The 22,334-nt window shown below is 61.2% G+C and carries 21 protein-coding genes and 1 tRNA gene; 10 read left to right on the top strand and 12 right to left on the bottom strand.

The window, feature by feature from the left end:
- Positions 1 to 141: 141 nt before the first annotated feature.
- On the top strand, positions 142 to 1,011 hold the full coding sequence (locus I6E60_RS05805; RefSeq protein ID WP_197123879.1) for a helix-turn-helix transcriptional regulator: 870 nt from the start codon (positions 142 to 144) through the stop codon (positions 1,009 to 1,011).
- Positions 1,012 to 1,033: 22 nt separating this feature from the next.
- On the opposite strand, the gene I6E60_RS05800 is transcribed toward I6E60_RS05805, so the two are convergent.
- Positions 1,034 to 1,597 (bottom strand): hypothetical protein, encoded by a 564-nt coding sequence (locus I6E60_RS05800; protein ID WP_197123877.1) that lies wholly within the window; start codon positions 1,595 to 1,597, stop codon positions 1,034 to 1,036.
- Between the two features lie 65 nt (positions 1,598 to 1,662).
- Positions 1,663 to 2,523 carry a helix-turn-helix domain-containing protein gene (locus I6E60_RS05795; protein ID WP_197123875.1) on the bottom strand — a complete coding sequence of 287 codons (861 nt, stop codon included), beginning with the start codon at positions 2,521 to 2,523 and terminating at the stop codon, positions 1,663 to 1,665.
- A gap of 150 nt (positions 2,524 to 2,673) precedes the next feature.
- Here I6E60_RS05795 and I6E60_RS05790 point away from each other — a divergent pair, with 150 nt between their 5' ends.
- Complete coding sequence (locus I6E60_RS05790; RefSeq protein ID WP_197123874.1) at positions 2,674 to 3,495, top strand: alpha/beta fold hydrolase; 822 nt, start codon at positions 2,674 to 2,676, stop codon at positions 3,493 to 3,495.
- A gap of 459 nt (positions 3,496 to 3,954) precedes the next feature.
- On the opposite strand, the gene I6E60_RS05785 is transcribed toward I6E60_RS05790, so the two are convergent.
- Positions 3,955 to 4,027 (bottom strand) — tRNA-Glu (locus tag I6E60_RS05785).
- 79 nt (positions 4,028 to 4,106) lie between these two features.
- Here I6E60_RS05785 and I6E60_RS05780 point away from each other — a divergent pair.
- Positions 4,107 to 4,574 (top strand): hypothetical protein, encoded by a 468-nt coding sequence (locus I6E60_RS05780; RefSeq protein WP_197123873.1) that lies wholly within the window; start codon positions 4,107 to 4,109, stop codon positions 4,572 to 4,574.
- A 21-nt stretch (positions 4,575 to 4,595) separates the two neighbouring features.
- Here I6E60_RS05780 and I6E60_RS05775 read toward each other — a convergent pair whose 3' ends face one another.
- The gene (locus I6E60_RS05775) at positions 4,596 to 5,528 is read right to left on the bottom strand and encodes a diacylglycerol kinase family protein (RefSeq protein ID WP_197123871.1); all 933 of its coding nucleotides are present in this window, start codon (positions 5,526 to 5,528) and stop codon (positions 4,596 to 4,598) included.
- A 56-nt stretch (positions 5,529 to 5,584) separates the two neighbouring features.
- On the opposite strand from I6E60_RS05775, the gene I6E60_RS05770 reads away from it, so the two are divergent.
- From I6E60_RS05770 to I6E60_RS05760, 3 genes are all read left to right on the top strand, one after another.
- Entirely contained in the window at positions 5,585 to 6,220 is a 636-nt protein-coding gene (locus tag I6E60_RS05770) for an MBL fold metallo-hydrolase (RefSeq protein WP_197123869.1), read from the top strand.
- A 74-nt stretch (positions 6,221 to 6,294) separates the two neighbouring features.
- Positions 6,295 to 6,921 (top strand): TetR/AcrR family transcriptional regulator, encoded by a 627-nt coding sequence (locus I6E60_RS05765; protein WP_197123781.1) that lies wholly within the window; start codon positions 6,295 to 6,297, stop codon positions 6,919 to 6,921.
- A complete protein-coding gene (locus I6E60_RS05760) occupies positions 6,918 to 8,612 on the top strand; it encodes an MDR family MFS transporter (protein ID WP_197123867.1) in 1,695 nt (564 codons plus the stop codon). The genes I6E60_RS05765 and I6E60_RS05760 overlap by 4 nt, the downstream gene beginning before the upstream one ends.
- A 104-nt stretch (positions 8,613 to 8,716) precedes the next feature.
- Here I6E60_RS05760 and I6E60_RS05755 read toward each other — a convergent pair whose 3' ends face one another.
- From I6E60_RS05755 to I6E60_RS05740, 4 genes are all read right to left on the bottom strand, one after another.
- On the bottom strand, positions 8,717 to 9,433 hold the full coding sequence (locus I6E60_RS05755; protein WP_197123777.1) for an ABC transporter ATP-binding protein: 717 nt from the start codon (positions 9,431 to 9,433) through the stop codon (positions 8,717 to 8,719).
- On the bottom strand, positions 9,430 to 11,235 hold the full coding sequence (locus I6E60_RS05750; RefSeq protein ID WP_307784392.1) for a branched-chain amino acid ABC transporter ATP-binding protein/permease: 1,806 nt from the start codon (positions 11,233 to 11,235) through the stop codon (positions 9,430 to 9,432). The genes I6E60_RS05755 and I6E60_RS05750 overlap by 4 nt, the downstream gene beginning before the upstream one ends.
- A 2-nt stretch (positions 11,236 to 11,237) precedes the next feature.
- Positions 11,238 to 12,113: a branched-chain amino acid ABC transporter permease gene (locus tag I6E60_RS05745; RefSeq protein ID WP_197123865.1), complete on the bottom strand. Its 876-nt coding sequence runs from the start codon at positions 12,111 to 12,113 to the stop codon at positions 11,238 to 11,240.
- Between the two features lie 82 nt (positions 12,114 to 12,195).
- The gene (locus tag I6E60_RS05740; RefSeq protein ID WP_197123862.1) at positions 12,196 to 13,371 is read right to left on the bottom strand and encodes an ABC transporter substrate-binding protein; all 1,176 of its coding nucleotides are present in this window, start codon (positions 13,369 to 13,371) and stop codon (positions 12,196 to 12,198) included.
- A gap of 150 nt (positions 13,372 to 13,521) precedes the next feature.
- On the opposite strand from I6E60_RS05740, the gene I6E60_RS05735 reads away from it, so the two are divergent.
- The 3 genes from I6E60_RS05735 to I6E60_RS05725 all read left to right on the top strand — a co-directional run bounded on the left by I6E60_RS05735 (position 13,522) and on the right by I6E60_RS05725 (position 17,432).
- Positions 13,522 to 15,216 carry a sodium:proton antiporter gene (locus I6E60_RS05735; protein WP_197123860.1) on the top strand — a complete coding sequence of 565 codons (1,695 nt, stop codon included), beginning with the start codon at positions 13,522 to 13,524 and terminating at the stop codon, positions 15,214 to 15,216.
- A gap of 108 nt (positions 15,217 to 15,324) precedes the next feature.
- Positions 15,325 to 15,783 carry a hypothetical protein gene (locus tag I6E60_RS05730; RefSeq protein ID WP_197123858.1) on the top strand — a complete coding sequence of 153 codons (459 nt, stop codon included), beginning with the start codon at positions 15,325 to 15,327 and terminating at the stop codon, positions 15,781 to 15,783.
- Complete coding sequence (locus I6E60_RS05725; protein WP_197179258.1) at positions 15,780 to 17,432, top strand: DUF5671 domain-containing protein; 1,653 nt, start codon at positions 15,780 to 15,782, stop codon at positions 17,430 to 17,432. The genes I6E60_RS05730 and I6E60_RS05725 overlap by 4 nt, the downstream gene beginning before the upstream one ends.
- Positions 17,433 to 17,462: 30 nt before the next feature.
- Here the strand turns inward: I6E60_RS05725 and I6E60_RS05720 are convergent, their stop codons facing one another.
- Positions 17,463 to 18,227, bottom strand: coding sequence for an SDR family NAD(P)-dependent oxidoreductase (locus I6E60_RS05720; protein WP_197123854.1), 765 nt, complete (start codon positions 18,225 to 18,227; stop codon positions 17,463 to 17,465).
- An 81-nt stretch (positions 18,228 to 18,308) separates the two neighbouring features.
- Positions 18,309 to 19,844 (bottom strand): aldehyde dehydrogenase (NADP(+)), encoded by a 1,536-nt coding sequence (locus tag I6E60_RS05715; RefSeq protein ID WP_197179256.1) that lies wholly within the window; start codon positions 19,842 to 19,844, stop codon positions 18,309 to 18,311.
- Between the two features lie 98 nt (positions 19,845 to 19,942).
- Here I6E60_RS05715 and I6E60_RS05710 point away from each other — a divergent pair, with 98 nt between their 5' ends.
- Complete coding sequence (locus tag I6E60_RS05710) at positions 19,943 to 20,629, top strand: GntR family transcriptional regulator (protein WP_197106121.1); 687 nt, start codon at positions 19,943 to 19,945, stop codon at positions 20,627 to 20,629.
- Positions 20,630 to 20,640: 11 nt separating this feature from the next.
- On the opposite strand, the gene I6E60_RS05705 is transcribed toward I6E60_RS05710, so the two are convergent.
- Together I6E60_RS05705 and I6E60_RS05700 are read right to left on the bottom strand one after the other, a co-directional pair.
- On the bottom strand, positions 20,641 to 21,402 hold the full coding sequence (locus I6E60_RS05705) for a ribonuclease activity regulator RraA (RefSeq protein ID WP_197106122.1): 762 nt from the start codon (positions 21,400 to 21,402) through the stop codon (positions 20,641 to 20,643).
- A gap of 88 nt (positions 21,403 to 21,490) precedes the next feature.
- Positions 21,491 to 22,303, bottom strand: coding sequence for an IclR family transcriptional regulator (locus tag I6E60_RS05700; RefSeq protein ID WP_197123850.1), 813 nt, complete (start codon positions 22,301 to 22,303; stop codon positions 21,491 to 21,493).
- Between the last annotated feature and the right edge of the window lie 31 nt (positions 22,304 to 22,334).

Below are 22,334 nucleotides of genomic sequence, written 5' to 3'. Positions count from 1 at the left end.
TCAGGATTCCGGATGGGGTGTGAGCCCTATCTTGAGCCTCATCGCGGCACGCGTCGAGCATGTGTCTTCTCGCTACTTTCTGTTACGAATCGTGTACTAGATTCAGCACTGAGCACGCTGCCGAGAGCACGAGGAGACCCGATGGCCCACGAGCCGAATCCGCTCGCCAGCTATCTGCGAGCGCGAAGGGATTCGCTGCAGCCCACCGACGTTGGACTGCCCGCCGCGGCGGGTCGGCGAGTGTCGGGTCTTCGTCGGGAAGAGGTCGCCGAACTCGCGGGCATCAGCGCCGATTACTACGTGCGCATCGAGCAGGGCCGCGATCAGCACCCCTCCGACCAAGTGCTCAGTGCGCTGGCGCGAGCGCTGCGCTTGGATGACGATGCGCGCGACTATTTCTTTCGACTAGCGCGCCCGGGGTCACAAACGATGCGTTCGCATCCGCTGTCGGAGTCGGTACTGGGATTGCTCGACTACTGGTCGCACACCCCCGCCTACCTCTTTGATCGCAACCATGATGTGCTCGCCTCCAATCAGTTGATGCGCGCCCTCAGTCCCGAAGTACAACCGGGGCACAATCAACTCATCGATGCTTTCGGCGGCTACGCCCGCGCGATCGAGGAGGAACAGCCTGCCGCGGTGCTGGAGGGCTGGGAGTCTATTCTCAACCAAATGCTCGCTGCACTTCGATTCTCAAGCGACCCCAATGATCCGCGGCTGCACGAGGTCGTCGGCTATTTGTCGACGACCTACCGAAGCTTTCGACCACTCTGGGCTCGGCACGAGGCGCGACCTCATACGGGAGGCACACTCCACGTGCTCCTTGATCCCATCGGCTGGGTCGAATTTCGGTGGCAAGCCCTCGAAGTCTCGAATGCTCCCGGCCAATATCTCGTGACCTACCTAGTCGAGCCAGACACTCACGCTGCTGCCGCGATCGCGTACCTCGTGTCGATTCGACGGCCGGGGGCATCCGCTTTCCGTTCCGACCAGTTATCACCTGATGCCTAATTGCTTCTCACGTGGAGCCTCGTCAGCCCTTACCGCAAGACGGAGGATCATGCGCAATGAGCGCTATCAGTGAATCGAGATGCGACTGCGCGGCATCATCGGTCGTGCAGAAAACGAGTAGATAGTCGTCGGTGTCTTCGGGGATTCTCACGAGGCTATAGCCCAGGCTGAGCGTGCCAACGCCGGTATCAGTAAAGCTGACGGTGCCCGTCACCTGCGCTCCGATCGACTCTTTCGCCCACACTTCGGAAAATGTGGGGCTCTTGGCCGAAAGCTCACCCACTATCTCCCGAAATTCGCTATCGCTCTCATGAAGCGCGAGCGAGTCGTTGAGCATCCCGGCGATCTGGGTTGCCGCCGCGGTGAAGGATGCCCCGCTGCGCTCGACAGTGGGCTCGAGAAAGGTGAAACGAGCGAGGTTCACGCCCCTCTCAAAACTGGCGGAGAGCGCTCGAGCGAGCGGGTTCGAGGCGAGCACCTCAAGATGCCGATCCAGCAGCACTGCTGGCACTTCGCGCCAGTTCCTGAGGTGCGCAGTCGCCAGAGCACGTTGGCGCTCAATGGCGAGATCGACATCTTCGTTCATGTGCTCACCGTAGGGCGCGACGGTCGCGGCAGCCTAGCCCCGGTGGGGCCACCCACCACGACGATTTAGCGCGTTGGTGAGTCTGGCTCGCTAAAACGTGTGGGGGTAACGCCTGGCCCAGTACCGCGAGCGGCGAGGTACGCGAGAGCGGAGGCGGCGGGCGATCCGGGGGTGGGAAACACCACCATCAGCTCGTAGCCAAAATGCACCGGCAGCGAGAAGAGTTGGATGTTGAGTTCCACTTCCCCGACCCCCGCAATCGGCACACGAAAGGTCCTGTCGCTGAACGGTCGAGCGTCATGGCGCGCCCAACAGCGAGCAAACTCGGGCTGTTCACGCAGCAGCTGAGCGACGATCTCTTGCCGACGCGGATCCGTCGGATCACTGTAGAAGCGAAGCGCCGCGACGTGATCAGAGACGAGACCGCTCCAATGAGGATGCCGCGTGCGAGCCCCAGGCAAGAAGGTATTGAGCATGAGGTTCATTCCGACCTGAAAACTCTCGGGAACAAGAGCTCGCGCCAGTGAATTGCTAGCGACAATGTCGCGGTTAGGGTCGAGAACGAGAGCGGGGCTATCTGGCCACTGTTCGAGTAGACGGCCGGTGATGGCATCCGGCAACGGCCCCGCTGCTTGCGGTCGAGGCGCTTGAGGCGTTGCCAATCGAACGAGGTAGCGGACAGCAAATTCGTCGAGTTTAAGCGCTCGCGCGAGAGCACTGATCACTTGCATCGACGGGCGATCATCTCGGCCCTGTTCGAGCCGAACGTAGTATTCGCGGCTGATGCCCGCGAGCGCGGCGACTTCGTCACGACGCAGCCCGGCGACACGGCGCTGAGGGTCAGCAGGCAACCCTACTTGCTCGGGCGTGAGCCCTCCGCGGCGAGCGCACAAGTACTCACCGAGCGCACCCTGTTGATCGGCCACGAGGGGTCCTTTCCCAATTCCCGCACTAGTAAATCTAGTCCGGCGCGGGCCTCTGCGGGTAGCTGACTAGGACTCGTGGGGGCACGCGCAACAGCGATTGGCTTTCTAGCCTGAGACAGAGTTCTCCCCACCACGCGAAAGGAACCCGCAATGCCCTACTTCACCACCTCCGATGGAACAGAGATTTACTACACCGATCAGGGTGCCGGTCAGCCGGTACTGCTGAGCCACGGCTGGCCTCTCTCCTCGGATGCTTGGCAAGTCGAAATCAAACTGCTCGCCGACAACGGCTACCGCGCTATCGCGCACGACCGCCGCGGACACGGTCGCTCCTCCAAGACGTACACCGGCAATGACATGGATACCTATGCCCGCGATCTCGCTGAGCTCGTCGAACATCTCGATCTCAGCAACCTTGTCGTCATCGGCCACTCAACAGGCGGCGGTGAAGTGGTCCGTTATGCCGCTCAGCACGCCAACGGCCGCGTCGCGAAGGTCATCACTGCCGGTGCTGTGCCGCCGCAGATGGTGATCAGTGACACCAACCCCGATGGCTTGCCCCTGGAAGCATTTGATGGCATCCGTGCGGGTGTATTGAAGGATGCGTCGCAGTTCTACATTGACTTGACCGAGGCATTCTTCGGCGCCAACCGCGAAGGCTCCGCCGTGTCAGAGGGTGCTAAGCGCGAGTTTTGGCGCCAAGGCATGAACGTCAATCTGGCCGCTGCCTACGACTGCGTGAAGGCATTCTCCGAAACCGACTTCACCGAAGACCTGAAGGCACTGGATGTTCCCATCCTGCTCGCGCACGGCGACGACGATCAGATTGTGCCCATCAACGATGCCGCCCACAAGGCCGTAGCGCTCGTGAAACACGGAACGCTCAAGGTGTATGCGGGAGCGCCCCACGGCATCTATGGCGACTACCAGGAGCAACTCGGCCGCGACATTCTCGAGTTCATCGCGGAGTAAGCACGTTCAACGTGATTGGCGTTCAGCGTGAGTGACGCTTAGCTCGCCAGCGTTGCCACGATTCACGCACCCGTCGACGGGTTCGCTTCCAGAATGCTCGGGAGCGAGCCCGAGAGGCCGCATGACGTTCGGCCTCCAGCTGTTTCTCTTGAAGAAAAAGTTTGGCTCCGGCCTCGTTGCGGGCGCGAACCCACTGGCCGTTTCCACCCATAAACATGTCCATCACATCCCGACTGCGCTGAAGTTACGCACCCCTCCACCGTAACGAGAATTCATCACGAAGCAAGGGTTGCGTCGGCCGGATGATTCGCCCAAGCCGGCTCAACACTGAACTCGGCACTACCGCGGGTACCGCGGGTACCGCGCAATGAAGGCGCAATTGACCCCCTGAATTGGGTGTCCCGTTAACGATAAAATCCCGGTCTTGTTCACACGAACGAGACCGGGATTTTGCTACTGTGACCCCAACGGGATTCGAACCCGTGTTACCGCCGTGAGAGGGCGGCGTACTAGGCCTCTATACGATGGGGCCTCACAACAACTAGAAAAGTATGCCACACCTTTGGCGCTACTTTTCCCACTTCTGCCAATTTATAATCACAGGATCATTTTTGACTGCCTTCACGCGCGCCACCACTGCCACTTTTATTGCTGTTGCGGCTGTCGCCGCCCTCACGGGGTGCTCACTCCTCTCCCCTGAAATTCCCCGCGATGACAGTGGCCAAGTGCTCGAGCCGACCATCATTGGCTCCACCGAATTACTCGTCAATGACTGCTTTACGTTCGTAGAGGGAAGCGACCTCAGCGAAGCAGAAGTGACCCCGTGCACCACAGATCACAGCCACATTGTGATCGGCAAGGGCGAACTCAAGAAGAGTGCCATCACTGACGCCGGCGGCTTGCAGAACGCTGTCTCCTCAGCCTGCTCTGACACGTTCAGCGCGTTCAAAGAGACAGTCGCGGATGGCACAGCGCGCCCCGACCAGGAATTCATCATCTCCGAGCGTTCCGCCGACGATGGCACGCTCATGACTGATTACGCGTGCATCGCCACCGACGCCGCATCCCCTACTGCCTAGCGAGACACCAGCAGGCGCTGGCTACGGCCGCTGATCCAGCACGTTCAGCACACCGGCAACCATCTTGATATCGATTGGCAGCGCCGCAAAGCGCTCCCCATCGGCGTACGCCATGATGTCCTCGGACTCGATACGAATTCGCTTAGCCCGATAGACCGTCACGCGCGGGTCACTGAGATGCTTGCCGCTGAAGACGCGCGGGAAGACGCGCAAGAAAGCCAACCGTGACAAGGCTTCGACGACGAGAACATCGGCGAGGCCGTCATCCAGAATCGCATCAGGCGTCACCTTCATGCCGCCACCGAGCGACACGTTATTGCCCACGCTGACAAGCGCCGCCGTGGTTTCAATCACCACATCGTCGAGGGTGAGCTTGTAATGGATAGGGCGCAAGCGCAACAGTTCGATGAGAAGCGCGACCGTGTAGCGGCTGGCACCGCGCGGCCACGACATGAGGTTCGCACGCTCGTTGACGATCGCATCAAAACCGGCGGAGAGCACACACGCAAACCAGCGGGTCGCGGCCGACCCCGTGGCGTCATCCACATAGGTAACGCTGCCGGCATCGATCGCGCGCGGCGGCCTCGCCAGGCCGCGCACAATACTCGCGACAGCGGCATCCACATCAGACAGTGGGATGCCGAGACCTCGAGCCATGTCATTGCCAGTGCCCGACGGAATGATACCCAACGGCACTTTGGTTTTTGCCACCAAATTGGTGCCCAAATTGACCATGCCGTCGCCGCCAACCACCAGCAGTGCGTCTGGCTTTTTAGCGACCGCTTTTCGCCCGCGCTTCAACAGCAAAGCGAAATTAGGTTGCTCAAGGGCAGTCACATCATGCCCGAGCGCACGCAACGCTTCAACAGCACGCGGGCCCACGTTCTTGCCGCGGCCAAACGATGCTGTGGGATTGATCGCGACAACTAGACGCAGGGGTTTGATCGACTCCACACTTCAGTATGTCGCACTGTCTCGCATCGAGCGCACCACAGGCTTAGGCTCAAAGCATGAAGGTCACCAAGTATGAGCATGCCTGCCTCGTTCTCGAACACCAGAATGAGCGCCTCGTCATCGATCCCGGCGGGTTCACCGAGCCACTTCCCGCGCTCGACAACGTGACCGCCATCGTGATCACCCACCAACACCCCGACCATTGGACCGACGAGCAACTCGAGCGCATTCGCGACAACAATCCCGACGCGCCCATCTTCGGTCCTGCCGGAGTCGCGGCCGCTGCCACGAACTGGAACATCACGACAGTCGTTGACGGCGCGATGATCACTGCAGGCGTCTGGACCCTCGAATTCTTCGGCGGCGAGCATGCCGTCATCCATCCCTCGATCCCGATGATCGACAACCTCGGAGTGCTCGTGAATGGCGAGTTTTGGTACGGCGGAGACTCCTTCACAGTGCCGCCGAAGCCTGTGGCGGCCGCCGCGATCCCCGCCGGCGCTCCGTGGCTGAAGATCAGTGAGGTCATGGATTACGTGACGGAGCTAGCCCCGAAGCGGGCAATTCAGACGCACGATGCCGTGCTCTCCGACAAGGGACTTGCCCTCTCGGCCGCCAGAATTACGGATGCCATGGCTGGCCATGGTGGCGAACTGACGATTCTGCAACCGGGCGAATCCATCACGCTCTAGCCGGCGCGGAGCTCTAAGCACTCTCCCAGCTTTTTGCAGTTGTGCATTTTTGCAGTCTCTGCAATTATTGCTGAGTGCCTGATACTCCTGCCCTCGGTCTCCGCGACCGCAAACGAATCGAAACGCGACTGCGCATCGAAACTGCCGCGGTTGAAATCGTCACGGCTGAAGGGCTTGATGGCGCCACGGTCGACATGATCAGCGACCGTGCAGACATCTCGCCGCGCACCTTCTTCAACTATTTCGAGAGCAAAGAGGATGCCATCCTCGGAACTCAGGACATGGGAGAAGTTCAGCGCGCGATTGATGCTGGAGTCGCCGGCGCAGAAACCGATGACTTGGTCGTTGCGATCGTCTCCACCATGTTTCACATCTTTGGCCCGATGGCCGCTCGTACCCAGCTCAAAACTCAGCGGATGGCTCTTGTTCAAGAACACCCGCGTTTGTTGAGCCGACAGATTCACCAATTCACGCAACTGAACAGCACGATGGCTGCTGCCGTCGTCCAATTCCTCAATAAGCGAGAAACTACGCTCCCCCGCGACCCCGAACACGTCGCCGAAATTGCCGTAGCCACTTGCGTCGCATCCGTTCGAATCGCAGTCAAGGAATGGATTGCTGCCGGCGCTACCGCCGACATCGACTCCATGTACCTTCGCGCGATCGGACTTACACGAGAAACACTGAACACACTTCAATGACAACCACCAACGAACCACCTGTCGCCGACGTCACTCCCGAATCCTTCAACGATCCCGCTACGAAGCGCAGCATCCTTTTGCTGTTCGTGGGTCTCATGGTGACGATGCTGCTCTCAGCTCTCGACCAAACCATCTTCAGCACCGCACTCCCCACCATTGTGGGAGAGCTCGATGGCGTGAACCACATGCTGTGGGTCACGACGGCCTACATTCTGGCTGCGACCATCATGATGCCCGTCTACGGAAAACTCGGTGACCTCATTGGTCGCAAGGGTCTGTTCATCGGAGCAATTTCTATCTTCATGATTGGCTCTGTTGTCGGCGGGCTCGCCCCCGACATGACCTGGCTGATCGTCGGCCGCGCCGTTCAGGGACTCGGCGGCGGTGGCCTCATGATTTTGTCGCAGGCGATCATTGCCGATGTGATTCCCGCGCGCGAGCGTGGCCGTTACATGGGCGCGATCGGTGGCGTATTTGCTCTCGCGAGCGTCGCCGGGCCACTACTCGGTGGCTGGTTCACTGAGTCGATCGGATGGCGTTGGGCGTTCTGGATGAACCTCCCGCTCGGTGCCCTAGCGATCCTCGCTGCTGTCACCCTGCTCAAGCTCCCGAAACACAACAAGCGCAAGCCGACCATCGATGTCGCCGGCATGGTGTTGCTCGCCATTGCTTCGGCAGCGGTTGTTCTCACGACAACCTGGGGTGGCACACAGTACGACTGGGATTCGCTGCTCATCATCTCGCTAATCATCATCGCCGTTGTCGCCGCCTTCTCCTTCGTGATGGTGGAACGCTCCGCCGCCGAGCCGATCATGCCCATGGGCATGTTCAAGGAACGCAACTTTGTTCTCACGACGGCATCCGGCCTGATTACCGGTATCGCCATGTTCGGTGCCCTCGCCTACATGCCGACGTACTTGCAGATGGTGACGGGTGTGAATGCGACCCAGGCCGGATTCTTGATGATTCCGATGATGGGTGCGCTTCTTCTGAGTTCGGTAACGGCGGGCCAACTGGTTAGTCGCACCGGCCGCTACAAGTGGCTACCGATCACGGGCGCCTTTGTTCTCGCTACCGGTTTGGCGTTGCTCTCCACTATGACGCCCGACCTCCCCCTCTGGATTCTCTGCTCGTACCTCGCCGTGATGGGCCTCGGTATCGGCATGAGCATGCAAATTCTGGTGCTTATCGTGCAGAACACGTTCCCCAACTCGCAGGTCGGCACCGCTACGGCATCCAACAACTACTTCCGCCAGATTGGTGCCTCAATTGGCACCGCAGTCGTCGGCAGCCTGTTCGTTGCTCGTCTCACCGATCTGCTGAGCACCCGCCTTCCGGCGACTGCCGCTGGCGCCACCGGCGACACCAACTCATTGACGCCAGCTGCTGTGCGCGATCTTCCGGATGCACTGCGCGAGATCATCGTCAGCTCCTACAACGATTCGCTGGCACCGGTGTTCCTCTACATGGTGCCGCTGGTTCTGCTCTCGGCCGTGCTGCTGATGTTCCTCAAAGAGGTTCCGTTGGCCACCAGCATCGACCGCGGAGAAGCCACGGAATCGCTCAACGTGCTCGGGGACGACGATGACAGCGACGATGCCGAAGCGAAGGCAACGAATGCCGCTTCGCACCAACTGACGACAGCGAGCGATCAGTCGGGGCCTATTTCGATCATCCGCAGTCAGCCGTAGTTGCGGTGGCGGCGACCGCACAGGTCGCCCCACTGCGTGGCTAGACCCGCAGCATCCTCGTCGCACAACGGACAGGGGTGTTGCGGGTCTTTTCGCTGTCTGCCCTAGTCGAGGCCGAGGTAGGCCTCGATGACCTTCTCGTCAGCGAGCAGTTCATGGGCGGGGCCAGAGTGCGACACTTCACCAGTCTCTAAGACGTAACCGTAGTCGGCGGCGGCGAGGGCACGGCGGGCGTTCTGTTCGACAAGAACGACCGTGGTGCCGGTCTGCCGGATCTCTTCGATCACCCTAAACACTTCGTCGACGATCTTCGGAGCCAGCCCCATCGACGGTTCGTCGAGCAGGAGAATCTTCGGCTCAGCGATCAGAGCGCGAGCAATAGCCAGCATCTGCTGCTCTCCACCCGATAGCGCGCCAGCATGCAGTTTGCGACGCTCAAACAACACGGGGAATCGTTCGTAGACTTCAGCCACTTTTGCGTGCATCGCACTGTTGCTGCGGTGCCAGCCACCCAGAGTGAGGTTCTCGGCAACCGTGAGGGTGCCCAAGATCTCGCGACCTTCCGGCACCTGCACGAGCCCCGCCTTCACTAGGCGGTGCGCCGGCCACTTGGTGACGTCTGTGCCCTCGAAAGTGATGACACCTTGGCGCGGGCGCAAGAGCCCCGATACGGCGTTGAGCACCGAAGTCTTGCCTGCACCGTTGGCGCCGACGAGCGTGACAAGCGAGCCGACCGGCACCTCGAAGGACACGTCGCGCACGGCCTCCACGCGCCCGTAGTTGACCTGCAGGCCCGTGACACTCAGAATCGGGTCGCTCATCGGTTCTCCTCCGGGGTAGTCGCGTCGTCGGCCGCAGCAGCACCGTCATGCTCGGGGTGCTCGGCTGCACGGTCATCGACAACGTGGGCGAGGGTTTCGGAGGCGAGCACGGATGCCGCCTCGACATCCTCATCGGAGCCCGCTGATCCGAGGTAGGCCTCGAGCACGCGCGGGTCCCGAGCGATCTCGCTCGGCTCTCCGAAGGCGATGATCTCACCAAAGTTCAGCACCATGATGCGGTCACACGTGGCCAGCATCATCCGCACATTATGTTCGATGACGAGCACTGCGATGCCGTCGGCCGCCAGCGAACGAATGAGCTCCGACAGGCTTGCTGCTTCGACATGGTTCATTCCCGCTGCGGGCTCGTCGAGCACGAGGAGAGAGGGATGAGAGGCGAGCGCGCGGGCGATCTCCAGTCGACGTTGGTCGCCGTAGGAGAGGTCACCGGCGGCGTTCGCGGCTTTCTCGCCGAGGCCCACGCGGACCAGCTGGGCGGAAGCCATCGCGACGGCTTCACGCTCGAGACGCCGAGCTGAGGGCAAGAAGAACAGCCGACGCAACAGTGTGTCCTGCGTGATGCGGTAGCCGCCGACGAGCACGTTTTCGAGCGCCGAGAGGCGGTTGAAGAGCTTGATCTGCTGGAAGGTGCGCGCCACTCCGGCTTGCGCCAGGCGGTGAGCTTTCGTGCTGGCGGTGAGAGGAACGCCGAGAACGTTGCCGGTTCCCGTCGTTGGCGGCGTTAGGCCGGTCACCATGTTCACGAGGGTGGTCTTTCCTGCGCCGTTGGGCCCGATCAGACCGAGCACCTCGCCGGCATTCACCGTGAGATCAACAGATTGCACGGCGTGCACGCCCCCGTACGACTTGCCGAGACCGCTCAGGCTGACGAGTTCGGAACCAACAGCGGGCAGGGCAGGCAGCGTGGGCTGGAATGACGGATCGACGTTCAGACGCTTGGCCGATTTTCGCACCGGGATAAGCCCCGAGAGGCCACCGGGAAGAAAGAGGATCACGACAAGAAGAAGCACACCCGAAATCGTGGGGCGAATCCACCCGGCATCAATTCCGATCGCGCGCTGCACTTCAGGAAGCAAACTGAGGAAAGCGGAACCAAGAACGGGGCCAATGAAGAGCGTGACACCGCCGACGACTGCCGTGACAAGCCCATCAACCGCAGCGGTAAACGAGAACTCGTTCGGATCCGCGAAACGGGAGAAGTGCGCGAGAAGCACGCCATAGAGGCCCGCAACTGCTCCGGCGATCACGAACGACGCCATCCGGTACCGAGGAACGTCGATGCCCATGGTGGTCGCGGCCAGTTCATCTTCGCGAATTGCGGCGAACGCTCGCCCAAGGCGGGAACCAGACAGGCGCCAGAACCAGTACGCCACGACGATCAACGCGATCCAGGCGACGCCAGGGCCAACGAGCTTGGCGAAGCTCAACCCTTGCGCACCGTTCGTCCACGTCTGGTTGATCAGAAAGATCCGCACCATTTCGCCGAAGGCGAGAGTGGCGATCGCCAGAAACACGCCACGAAGGCGAATGACGGGCAGACCCAAGATAAACGCGGCGAAGGCACCCACAAACATGCCGAACACGATGCCAATGACGAGCGGCGGGATGAAGCCAAATAGTGGCTCGGAGGGTACGACAAGCGCCGAGGTGAAGGCCGCCAACGAGGCGAGCCCTACCTGCGCCAAGCTCAACTGGCCGGCGATGAGCACGGCGTAGAAGCTATAGGCGAGAATCGCCGTGAGGGCGATCAGGGTGATGAGTGACGAATATTCCGCGATCACGATTAGACCTCCCGCGTCTTGCGAGCACCGAAAAGGCCCTGCGGTCGAAGTATGAGGATGAGGAACAACAGCCCGAACGCCACCATGTCTCGCCACGAGCTGCCGATGTAGTTGACGGCGAGCACCTCGGCGAGACCGAGGATCAGACCGCCAACGAGTGCTCCCGGCAGGGATCCCATTCCGCCGACGATGATCACTGCGAGGGCCTTGAGTTCAACGGCATGGCCGACACCGAGGGATGCAGCGTTCACGTTCAGGGTGAACAGCACGCCGGCAACCGCGCCGAGCGCAGACGAGAGAGCGAAGGTTGTGCTGCTAATGCGGCCCACGTTAAGGCCGAGCACAGCGGCGGCGTGCGGGTTCTCGGCGATCGTGCGCATTCCTCGACCCAGCTTGGATTTGGCCACGAGCCAGGTGAGAACGACCATGAGCGAGACGCTGATGATGAGGATGACGACTTGAAGCAGGGATACTGTCGCGCCGAAGATTTCCACGCGCGTAGTGGGAAAGGCATCCGCAGGAAAACGACGGGTATCGGCCCCGTACAGCGCCTGCAATAGAGAGAGGATGATCGCGCCGAACGCGATCGAAGAGATGAGCCCCGCGAAGTGCGCATCGTGGCGACCGGCGAGCGGCCTGAAAGCGATGCGCTCGATAGCAATACCCAGGATCGCGCCAATCACCAGCACGATGGGGATGAGCAGCCAGATCGGAACTCCGAAGACGGTGACGATCTCGATACCGACCAAGGCGCCGGCGGTGAACACTGCCGCATGGGCGAGGTTCAGCCGGTCAAGAATGCCAAATACCAGAGTGAACCCGATCGCGAATAACGCGTAGATCGAGCCGAGAAATATCCCGTCCAGAAAGAGTTGCATTGGTGGAGTCCCTGCTCTGTGACTGCGTGCCGCCCGAAGGCGGCACGCAGTCTGCATGTAGTGGCGGTGCGGTGCGGTGACGCTAGTTCAGAATGACGAACTGGCCGTCCTGAACGATCTGCACGAGAGCGTCATGTTCAGCGTCGCGGTTCGCGTTCAGAGTCACATTACCGAGAACGGTAGGAACATCCGTGATTGTGCCAAGGCCAGCCTTGATACCGTCACGCTCGCCCGAGCATTCTGAGCGGACTGCCTGGTCAATGATCTGCATTCCGGCGTACGCCTGAGCGGCGAACTGGTCGGGAGCTGAGCTGTAGGCGGCGGTGTAGTCATCAATGAACTTCACGTTCTGCTCGTTGTCTGAAGCAGAATTCCACGCGGCTCCCACGATGACGCCTTCTGCAGCATCGCCAGCACCTTCGATGAGTGCGGGCGAGTTGAAGCCGTTTCCACCGATGATGGGGGTGTCGATGCCGATTTCACGGGCCTGAGTCACGAGCGGCACTGCAGCGTCGATGAGACCAGAAACGATGATCGCGTCGGCGTCAGACTGCTTCGCCTTGTTGAGCAGGGCGCGGAAGTCAGTGTCAGCCTTGGAGAAGGTGAGAGTTTCGGCGACCTCAACGTTTTGGTCCTCGAGAGCGGCAGCGAACGCTTGGTAGCCAGATTCGGTGAATGCATCATCATTGGCGTACATGACAACGACCTTCTGCACACCGAGACTGTCAACAGCAGCCTTGACGGTCTGCGGGATGACGGCATCTTCAGTGAGGGAGTCGCGGAAAATGTAGTCACCGATTTCGGTGATGCCCGCTGCAGTGTTGGACACACCGAGCACGGGAACGCCAGCATCCTGCGCGATCGGGTCTGTTTGCTTTGCCGTGTTCGACAGCGTCGGGCCGATGATGACACTAGCGCCAGCGCTAATGAAGCCATCGAAGACCTGGATGGCTTCCTTAGGGTCGGTCGCGTCGTCCTCGACAGTGAGGTCGTACGTGACGCCGCCAACCTCGTTGAGAGTCTTGACCGCAAGTTCGAGTGCATTCTTCTGCCCAGCACCGTACTGTGCAGCAGCACCGGTGAGGCTAAAGGAAGCACCAATGGGAATTGCAGAATCGATGACGCATTCTGCGCCAGTACCCGTTCCGGTCAATTCGCCGGTAGCGGTCGATCCCGACTCTCCGGCAGCGCTGCAGGCGGTAAGAGCAAGCAATAGGGTGGAACCGCAGACAGCGGCAGAAAACAGTTTACTTTTCATAAGTGGACCTCCTTGGCCAAGGTGCATGAGCCACCTAACACCTAGGCAAACTCACCCGTGTGAGTCTAGCTTTTCTCGCCCCCGCGCTGAGACATCGTCAGCCCTCACTGCTGTCAGCTTTTCGATAATTTTGGCTGAAAGGCTAACCCCATGACCGAATTGCTCATCGTGATCGTGATCGCACTCATCGTGATCGCCTCGGCGACGCTTCTCGGCCCCCGTTTCGGCGTTGCGTCGCCGCTCGTTTTGGTCGCGATTGGGGTCGCGGCGAGCTTGGTGCCTGCGTTTGACTCGGTGCAAATTGATCCGGAGCTAATTCTGCAGGGCATCCTTCCGCCGTTGCTCTATTCAGCTGCCGTCTCGCTGCCGACCATGAACTTCCGCCGCGAATTTGGCGCAATCGGCGGGCTTTCTGTGGTGCTTGTAGTCGGCACGGCCCTCATACTGGGCGTGTTCTTCATGCTCGTAATTCCCGGGCTCGGTTTCGCGTGGGGTGTCGCTTTGGGAGCCATCGTGAGTCCCACGGATGCTGTCGCGGCATCCATCATCAAGAAGACCCCGGTCTCGAAACGCGTAGTCGCGATGCTCGACGGCGAAAGCTTGCTCAACGATGCCACCGCACTCGCCCTGCTCCGCGCCGCTATCGTGGCGACCGCAGCGACGTTCTCCTTTTGGGGCGCCGTCGGATCGTTCTCCTACTCGGTTCTTATTGCTCTCGTTGTTGGTGGAGCGGTCGGCTGGCTTAATCTCGTGGTTCGCAAACGCATCACGGACCCGACTGTCAATACCGCAATCTCTTTCACGGTGCCTTTCATCGCGTCAGTGCCAGCGGAGCTGTTGGGTGCTTCAGGGTTGGTCGCGGCCGTTGTCGCCGGAATCGTGACGGGCATCTGGGCACCTCGGCTGTTTTCGCCCCAGAATCGGCTGTCCGATACTCAAAATTGGCGCATGATCGAACTTGTTCTCGAGGGTGCGATTTTCCTCATGATGGGACTCCAGATTTCGACGATTCTGACAGATGTCGAGAACGACGACGCGGGAATCAGAAACGCAGTACTCACTGCAGCTGGCGCTCTCGTCATCACGGTTCTAGTGCGCGCCGCCTATGTCGCTCCCCTGCTTGCCGTTTTGGGGCGGCGGTCTCGTCGGCATGCCTCCATGAAACCGCGGATGCAGGTGATGCAGGAACGGCTGAATGCCCCGAAGGAGATTCAGGATGCGGCCGAGCGCGGCAGCAAACATAATCCCGCGAGGTCGGAGCGCTATCTTCAACGCGTGACCGGGCTGGTCACTCGGTCGCTGGCCGATATCGAGTATTTTCGGCGTGAACCCTTGGGATGGCGCGAGGGCACCACCGTGGTGTGGGCTGGCATGCGTGGCGCGATCACGGTGGCTGCAGCCCAGACGCTCCCGGCTGATACTCCTCAGCGTTCGACTCTCATTTTGATTGCGTTTGCGGTGGCGGCGATGTCGCTGCTCGTCCAGGGAGGAACGATCGGCACCGTCGTACGACGGATCTCGCCGAAGGTCGATAAGGTCGCGGTCGCGGAGCGAGAACGGGAAGAACGAACCCGCCTCTTTGCCCTCCTGAAGGCAAGCGCGCGCACCGTCCCGGCGCGGTTGGATATTAACGGTGCGGTTGCGGATAGCGACGACGCCTTCGCACCGTTGGAAGCCGATTTCGACGATGAGAAACGCCACCGACTGGCGGTCATCGATGCTCAGCGAACAGCTCTGCTCGACGCGCGCGATAACGGCATTTTCGATGCCGACCTGCTGGAGAATGCCTTGGCGAATCTCGATGCTTCTCAGATCGCGCTCGAGATGCGCGGCAAGCCGGCCTGACAGGGGTACCGGCATCCACACGCAGCAGCGAGGGATGCCGAGAGTCCCCCGCGAGCGCTGGTGAATTTACGGCTAGCCTTGCAGGCCGAGATGGACGAAGATGGCGTCATGGAACCAACCACGGCACGCCCCGATCGCACGCTCATAGTGATCCTTTCCGTCATCGCCGCAATCGTGGTGATTGCGCTCGTGGTGGTGTTCACCCGCGGCGGCCCAACGGTGCTCGATCCTGCAACGCCCGAAGGCGTTGTGCAGTCCTATTCGCTCGCGATTGTCGATAGCGACTACGCGACGGCGCGCGACCTGTTGTCCGCCGAGCTGCGTGAGAATTGCGACTCCGCCGATCCGAGCACCTTTCAGGGCCTGAGGATGACCGTCATCTCGTCAACCATCAACGACGACACCGCCGTGGTGCGGGTGTCGATGGAACGCGGAAGCGGCGATTTCGGCGGCTCCGGCTATGTGTCAGAAGAAGTGTTCACCCTCGTTCTCGAAGACCGCTCATGGCGGATTGAGTCGGCCCCGTGGGACCTCACCCTCTGCTACAACCAAGGACTCGGCGAATGACCACCTCACGCACAACAACTCCCCCATCCTCAGCGGCAGTGACGCCAGCGGTCGGTGGCGTGCAAACTGTGCGCCGAGTGATCACCTACGGGTTGTTAGCGGCCACGGTCATTATTGCGGCGAGCGGACTTAGTGGCCTGCTCGACCGACTGTTCGGCGTTGGACGCGTCGAGGTGAGCTTCGATAACTACGGCTTGGCGACATCACTCGCCTCCGCCCTCGTCGCTGGACCTCTCGCGGCAGGACTCTGGTGGTTGACGTGGCGCGATTCGGCAATGGCTCGAGATCGCGCATCCATTCTCTGGCCGGTATATCTCGTCGTGATGTCAACGGTCGCGCTCTTGGTCGCCACGATTTCGCTGTTCTCCTGGGCATCCGATGCGATCGTCAACGGCTGGCGGCCCTCCGGCCTCGCGGTGGGAATTGTGTGGACTTTGGTGTGGGCCTGGCACTACTGGATGTGGCGGCATCCACTCAAAGCGCCTACCCGCCTCGCCGGTGCGGCGCCGGCAATCGCGTCGCTGCTGGGACTGCTCTATCTTGCTGGCGGACTGGCAGTAGCTCTCGCGCGCATCATTGACGGTGCGCTTGATGCCTTGGCGGGCGGCGTTATCGTGACTGCCCCGCTGTGGCAGCTCGTGCTGCAGGCGCTCGTCTGGGCGGCCGGCGGCGCACTGTTGTGGTGGTGGCATTGGTTCCGCGCCGGCGTGCAATCGCAATTGCACGGCTTCGCCAACGTCTTGCTGGTGTTCATTTCGGGCATCGCCTCGATTGCGGCCTACGTCGTGGGCACCGCCGTTGTCGTGTGGGTGATTCTGTCGCTGCTCGCGCGACTGCCGGAACCGCTCTCGGTAACGCTAGATCCGCTAGGAAGCGCGTTTTCGGCTGCCGCGGTGGGCGTGATTGTCTTCATTTATCACGCTCCCACTGTGTGGGCACGCTCCCGTGGCGTGCGCTCCGCGGTCAGCTTTGCTAGCGCTGGAGTTTCCCTCGCGGTAGCCGCGACGGGTGTGGGCGTGACAGTAAATGCGTTGCTCGCAACAACCAGCAACTCGCTTCTTGAGGGCAACATCCGCAGCCTGTTGTTGGGTGGGCTCAGCGCTCTGCTCGTGGGCGGCGTCTTCTGGTGGAGGGCTTGGCTTCCTCGGCAGGCCTCGAACCCTGAGCGCGTGGCGACCCCCGGTCGACGCATCTATCTCGTGATCATTTTTGGCCTCAGCGCACTCGTGGCACTCATCACGTTGCTTGTGATCGGCTTTCAGCTGTTCTCGTTCTTGCTCGATGGTGGCAGCGGTGAAAGCTTTGTTGAGCGTTCACGCCAGGCCCTCGGGTTGCTCACCGCCACCCTTCTGGTTGCGGCCTACCATTTCGCGATTTGGCAACGAGACCGCGCCTCCAGCGTCACTGAAGAAGTCGTTCGTCGCATCGGTCACGTCACGCTCGTGGCCTCCCACGACGACGCCGAGCTTGTGGATGCCGTGCGTGCCGCAACCGGAGCCCGCGTGACGGTTCTTCAGCGCGCAACGGCCTCGCCGCTTGAGCCCGGCATCGCCGAAATCGTTGCCGCCCTCGACGGAATCGAGGCCAGCAACGTTCTCGTGGTGGCGGGCGCTAAGGGCAAGATCGCGGTCATCCCCCTCAAGGGATAGCGCTCTCGTGAGCGGAAGCGGAATTGCTGGCTAGCGGAAGTTCAACCCACCGTTAATGTCGAGAACCTGCCCCGTCACGTACGACGACAGGTCAGAGGCCAGGAAGGCAGTGACGCCAGCGACGTCTTCCACGGTTCCCGCGCGCCCCAACGGCACCCCGGCGATGATTCCGGGCTGCGCACTGCTGGGCGTGAAGTTGTTGTGGAACGGGGTGTCACCGATGAACCCGGGCGCGAGAGCATTGACGGTGATGTTCGACGGAGCAAGCTCCTTGGCGAGACCTCGCGTGAAGCCGACGATCGCAGACTTCGCGGTCGCGTAGGCAACAGCACCGGCGCCGCCACCATTTTCGGAGGCAAGCGACGACATCATAATGACGCGGCCGGCACTCGACTGCGTCAGATATGGGATCGCAGCCCGAGAAACAAAGAACCCGCTCGTGGCGTTGACATCCATCACCTGGTGCCAGTGCTCATCACTCATCTCGGCGATCGTGTGACGCCCCACGAGGTTTCCCGCATTGTTGACGATGATGTCGAGACCGCCAAGCGATTCCGCAGCGGCATCCACGACGGCTGTTGCCTGGGCAGAGTCGGTGAGGTCACCTTGCACCGCGACCGAAGCGCGGCCGAGGGCGACGATCTGGGCCACGACGTCGGCAGCGGCATCCTTGCTATTCGCATAGTGCACGACAACGTCGGCGCCGGCTTGGGCGAGACCGAGCGCGATTGCCGCGCCAATTCCTTGTCCTGCGCCGGTGACTAGGGCTTTGCGTCCGGTGAGGTTGAGCTGCATGATGCCTCTTTCTGGTTGAGCGATGAAAAACAGGTACTAAAAATCGGGGATGGTCAGGCTTGGTATACCAACGAGTCGAGGCTACACGATCACCTTTTTGCTGGTCGCAGCACGGGCGGGAAGAACGAGCACACCATCAATACGGCGCGGGATTGAGGAGAACTCCTCCCGCAACTCTTCGGGGAGCACCGCTGCCGGCGCATCCTGAAAAGCGATCGGGCGGAGAAAACGACGGATAGCGCTGACACCGACCGAGCTGTGTTGGGAGTTTGTCGACGGCCAATTTCCACCGTGGTGTTGCGCCCACGACACTCGCACTCCGGTAGGAAAGCCGTTGAAAACGAGTCGACCGACTGTCGGCGCAATCCGCTCAGAAAGTTGGCGTACGGCATCCGGTTCATCATCGCCGTGATGAATTGTGGCGGTGAGCGAACCGGGCATGGCATCGACGGCATGGAAGATCTGCTCAAGCGAGTCGAAGCGAGCGACAACGAGCACGGGCCCGAAGGCTTCCTCGGCGGTTGCTTCAGTGAAGTCTGCAGCATCGATCTCCAGCAGCGTCGGCGCCGCCAGGATGCCCGCGCCAGCCAACGAGCCGACCGCGAGTACGTTCGCGCCACCATCATTCGTGATTCTTCCGAGGATGTCGGTCAGCGAATGCGAAATGCGTTCGTTGAGCAGCACCATTCCACCAGCCGCTGCGGTGCGCGCTCGCAGATCTTCGAGGATCGCGTCTCCGCTCGCCCCCCGCGGCACGAAGGCGACGCCCGGCTTGGTGCAGAACTGACCGGCCCCCAGGGTGAAGGATCCGAACAGCCCTTCGGCGATCTGCGTCGTGCGCTCGGCTGCTGCCGCCCGCGTCACGATAAGCGGGTTCAGGCTGCTGAGCTCTCCGTAGAACGGAATCGGGTTGGGGCGCGTGCTGATGATTGCCAGCAGCGCTTCTCCGGCTCCGAGCGATCCGGTGAATCCGACGGCAGCGATGTGCGGGTCGGCCACGAGAACACGCCCCGACTCGGTGCCATACACAATGCCAAGGATGCCCTCCGGAGCACCGTAGGCCGAAGCCGCGTCAGCGAGCGCGCTGAACGACAACTGCGAGGTGAGCGGATGCGAACTGTGCGCCTTGATGACGACGCTGTTGCCCGCCGCGAGCGCCGATGCGGTGTCACCGCCCACAACAGAGAACGCGAACGGAAAGTTGCTCGATCCGAAGACCGCTACTGGCCCAATGGGCAGCAGCATCCGGCGCAGCTCTGGCGCAGCCCCTAGCGGGGTTTCCCCGGCGTGGTCGATTGTGGCCTCAAGGTAGCTGCCTTCACGAAGAGCGTCAGCAAACAGTCGAAACTGAAATTGCGAGCGATTGAGTTCACCATTCAACCGCGCCTCGCCGAGACCGGTTTCGTCATTGGCTGTGGCGACGAGCGCTGGGCGGTGATGTTCTAAACCGTCGGCGAGTGCCTCCAACAGCCCGGCCCGCCAGTCACGAGTGCTCCCCCGCACCGTGTCAAACGCTAGCTGCGCGGATGCCGCCCGCGCGGCGGTCTCTGCCGGTGACGTCTGTTCAATGTCGGTTTCGTTCGTAATCCCGGTTGCGGGGTTGGTCGTTGTCAGCATGATTCTCCCAAGGATGAGGGGCGGTGGGGTGTGAGGTGCGCGGCCGTTCTGGTGTCGCATTTGCGAGGCAGAGCGTGTGGTCGTTTAGGCTGACCTCCATGACCCAGTCGCTCGACGCCACTTTTCCGTCCCCGCTGCCGCCGCAGGCGGACACTCCCACGCGCACGGATCAGATCATCGATGCACTGCGGTCGGCGATCGTTTCTGGAGCCTTGGAACCGGGTCAGGTTCTTGTCGAGCGAAAGATTGCCGAGCAGTTGGGGGTCTCGAAAACTCCCGTGCGTGAAGCGCTGATTGTGCTCGAGCGATCGGGACTGCTGGATGTTCAGGCCCGCCGCATTTCGGTTCGACGACTGGGGTTCACCGACATCCGCCACATTTATGAAGAGCGTGTCTTGCTCGAACCGTGGGCCATTATGGATGCCGCACGAAGCGGTCGTGAGTTCACTGTCGCTGGTCAGGCGCTGGCTGACGCTCGCATCTTCGCCGCCGCCAACGACAACGCGGCGACCGCGCTCGCGAACCGTCGCTTTCATCGCGGAATGTATGCCAATAGCGAGAACGAGTTCATCGTCAATTCGCTCGACCGTTTGCAGGATCTCACGGCGTTGGCCGTTGCTGGAGTGCTCTGGGAGAACTGGCCGCGACGCGAGATTGAAGCGAGCGAGCACGAAGCCATCTACGCTGCAGCGAGCAGCGGGGATGCCACGACGGCAGCGCGTCTGATGAAAGAACACATTGGTGCCTCCATCGAGCGTGTAACCAAGCGTGAGCTCGGGCTGTAGCGGACTCACGATCAGTTGGGCAGCAGTTCGCTGTAGCTCTTCAGCAGTTCTTCGTTGGGTGGATATGTTCCCCGCAGCGGGCTTCCCGCTTCAACTTTCGACAGGATGAATTCTTCGAGCTCTTCCTGTTCGAGAGCGTCATGCGCCACAGACTCGGCGAGGTGACGCGGGATGCAGACCACTCCATCGCGATCGCCCACCATGATGTCGCCCGGGTAAATAGCGACTTCAGCGCACGCGATCGGGATCTGAAAGTCCACAACGTGGTGCTGCGCCAGGTTGGTTGTCGGCGATGCTCCGGCAGAGAACGTCGGCAGGTCTAGTTCTTCGAAACCGACCATGTCGCGGAACGAGCCGTCGCTGACGATTCCGCTTGCTCCCCGCATCTTCAAGCGCGTCGCGAGAATGTGCCCAATGGATGCCGCCCGCTTCTTGCCGCGCGCGTCGATGACGAGCACTTGCCCGGGTTCGACCGACTCGACACCGATCCGTTGCGGATGGTCGTAGTCCTGAAAGATCGACGGCACATCGATGTCTTCTCTGGCGGGGATGCACCGCATCGTGAAGGCTTCTCCGAGCAGACGCTGGCGCTCGGGGTTCGAGAATTCGAGCCCCTCAAGGTAGGTGTTGCGCAGCCCACGAGACATCAGCTGAGTGGTGATCGTTGCGGTGCTCACTCGACTGAGCGCGAGGGTCGCTTCGGGGCTGAGCGGGGCGAGGTGCGCCGCCGCTTGCTCATCGATCTCACTGCGATTCGCTGAATTGGTGTGCATTCTCAAAACCCTCCATTAGGCCGACATCAGGGTTAACCATACTGGTATACCAAGATATCAAACCACCGCGAAGGTTAGCGCAGAGGGATCATCCCAAATCGGGAACAACAATCCCGGGCTCGCGTGCGCCGAGCCGCAGCCGCACTTCGCTCGCTGCTGCCACCAACGCGCGCAGCACATCCGTGGGCCACACATCGCTTGTTCGAGAAGCAGACATCGTGATCGAGATCGCGGTATTGATTCCGCCGGTAGCGCTCGTGAGCGGCACCGCAACGCTCCGGGAACCCGCAAGGTAAGTCTGGTTGTCCAGCGCGTACCCCCGCAGCTTCACTTCGGCAACCCGCTCCCGAAGCGCGGATGCTTCAACCGGAGCCTTATTCACCAAGAGCGGCGAGGGCGAGTCATCCAACCGGCGCTTGACATCGGCAGCATCGAGATTACTCAGCAGCGCGGTTCCGGGTGCCGTGGCGTGCGCCGGCAGCCGCATCCCCACCGAGGACCCAAACCGCATTCCTTCAACAGAATGCTGGCTGATTGCGAAGTAAGCATTCGCTGAACCATCGAGGCGAGCCAGCTGAACGGTCTCCCCCAGTTTGGTCGCCAGCTCATCAAGAACGGGCCTCGCCGCGTTAGCGATCTGGTTGTGCCCCGTGTACAACTGGCCCACGTGCCAGGCCCTCAAGCCGAGCGAATACTGTCGTGTCGACTGGTCGTGTTCGAGCCAGCCCGCCGAGTGCAGGGTATTGAGCAAGCCGTGCGCGCTCGATCGTGGCAGGCCGAGTGCCGTCACGATCTCGATAAAACTTACGTAGCCCTTGGCAGCGACAAGATCGACGATTGCTAGCGCGCGATCGGCCGACTTGACGGAGTGGGCGGGTGACGCCGTTGTCTGGTGTTGCATAACCCGGAGTTTACAGATGTGAACTCGCCGC

This window comes from Salinibacterium sp. SWN167 (genome assembly GCF_015864665.1).
Classification (GTDB): domain Bacteria; phylum Actinomycetota; class Actinomycetes; order Actinomycetales; family Microbacteriaceae; genus Rhodoglobus.
This window is presented reverse-complemented; position numbering and strand designations above follow the sequence as displayed.

Coding starts and splice junctions, on each gene's coding strand:
- I6E60_RS05805 (WP_197123879.1), top strand. CDS start 142: ATGGCCCACGAGCCGAATCCGCTCGCCAGCTATCTGCGAGCGCGAAGG.
- I6E60_RS05800 (WP_197123877.1), bottom strand. CDS start 1,597: ATGAACGAAGATGTCGATCTCGCCATTGAGCGCCAACGTGCTCTGGCG.
- I6E60_RS05790 (WP_197123874.1), top strand. CDS start 2,674: ATGCCCTACTTCACCACCTCCGATGGAACAGAGATTTACTACACCGAT.
- I6E60_RS05770 (WP_197123869.1), top strand. CDS start 5,585: ATGAAGGTCACCAAGTATGAGCATGCCTGCCTCGTTCTCGAACACCAG.
- I6E60_RS05760 (WP_197123867.1), top strand. CDS start 6,918: ATGACAACCACCAACGAACCACCTGTCGCCGACGTCACTCCCGAATCC.
- I6E60_RS05755 (WP_197123777.1), bottom strand. CDS start 9,433: ATGAGCGACCCGATTCTGAGTGTCACGGGCCTGCAGGTCAACTACGGG.
- I6E60_RS05745 (WP_197123865.1), bottom strand. CDS start 12,113: ATGCAACTCTTTCTGGACGGGATATTTCTCGGCTCGATCTACGCGTTA.
- I6E60_RS05740 (WP_197123862.1), bottom strand. CDS start 13,371: ATGAAAAGTAAACTGTTTTCTGCCGCTGTCTGCGGTTCCACCCTATTG.
- I6E60_RS05735 (WP_197123860.1), top strand. CDS start 13,522: ATGACCGAATTGCTCATCGTGATCGTGATCGCACTCATCGTGATCGCC.
- I6E60_RS05730 (WP_197123858.1), top strand. CDS start 15,325: ATGGAACCAACCACGGCACGCCCCGATCGCACGCTCATAGTGATCCTT.
- I6E60_RS05725 (WP_197179258.1), top strand. CDS start 15,780: ATGACCACCTCACGCACAACAACTCCCCCATCCTCAGCGGCAGTGACG.
- I6E60_RS05720 (WP_197123854.1), bottom strand. CDS start 18,227: ATGCAGCTCAACCTCACCGGACGCAAAGCCCTAGTCACCGGCGCAGGA.
- I6E60_RS05715 (WP_197179256.1), bottom strand. CDS start 19,844: ATGCTGACAACGACCAACCCCGCAACCGGGATTACGAACGAAACCGAC.
- I6E60_RS05710 (WP_197106121.1), top strand. CDS start 19,943: ATGACCCAGTCGCTCGACGCCACTTTTCCGTCCCCGCTGCCGCCGCAG.
- I6E60_RS05705 (WP_197106122.1), bottom strand. CDS start 21,402: ATGCACACCAATTCAGCGAATCGCAGTGAGATCGATGAGCAAGCGGCG.
- I6E60_RS05700 (WP_197123850.1), bottom strand. CDS start 22,303: ATGCAACACCAGACAACGGCGTCACCCGCCCACTCCGTCAAGTCGGCC.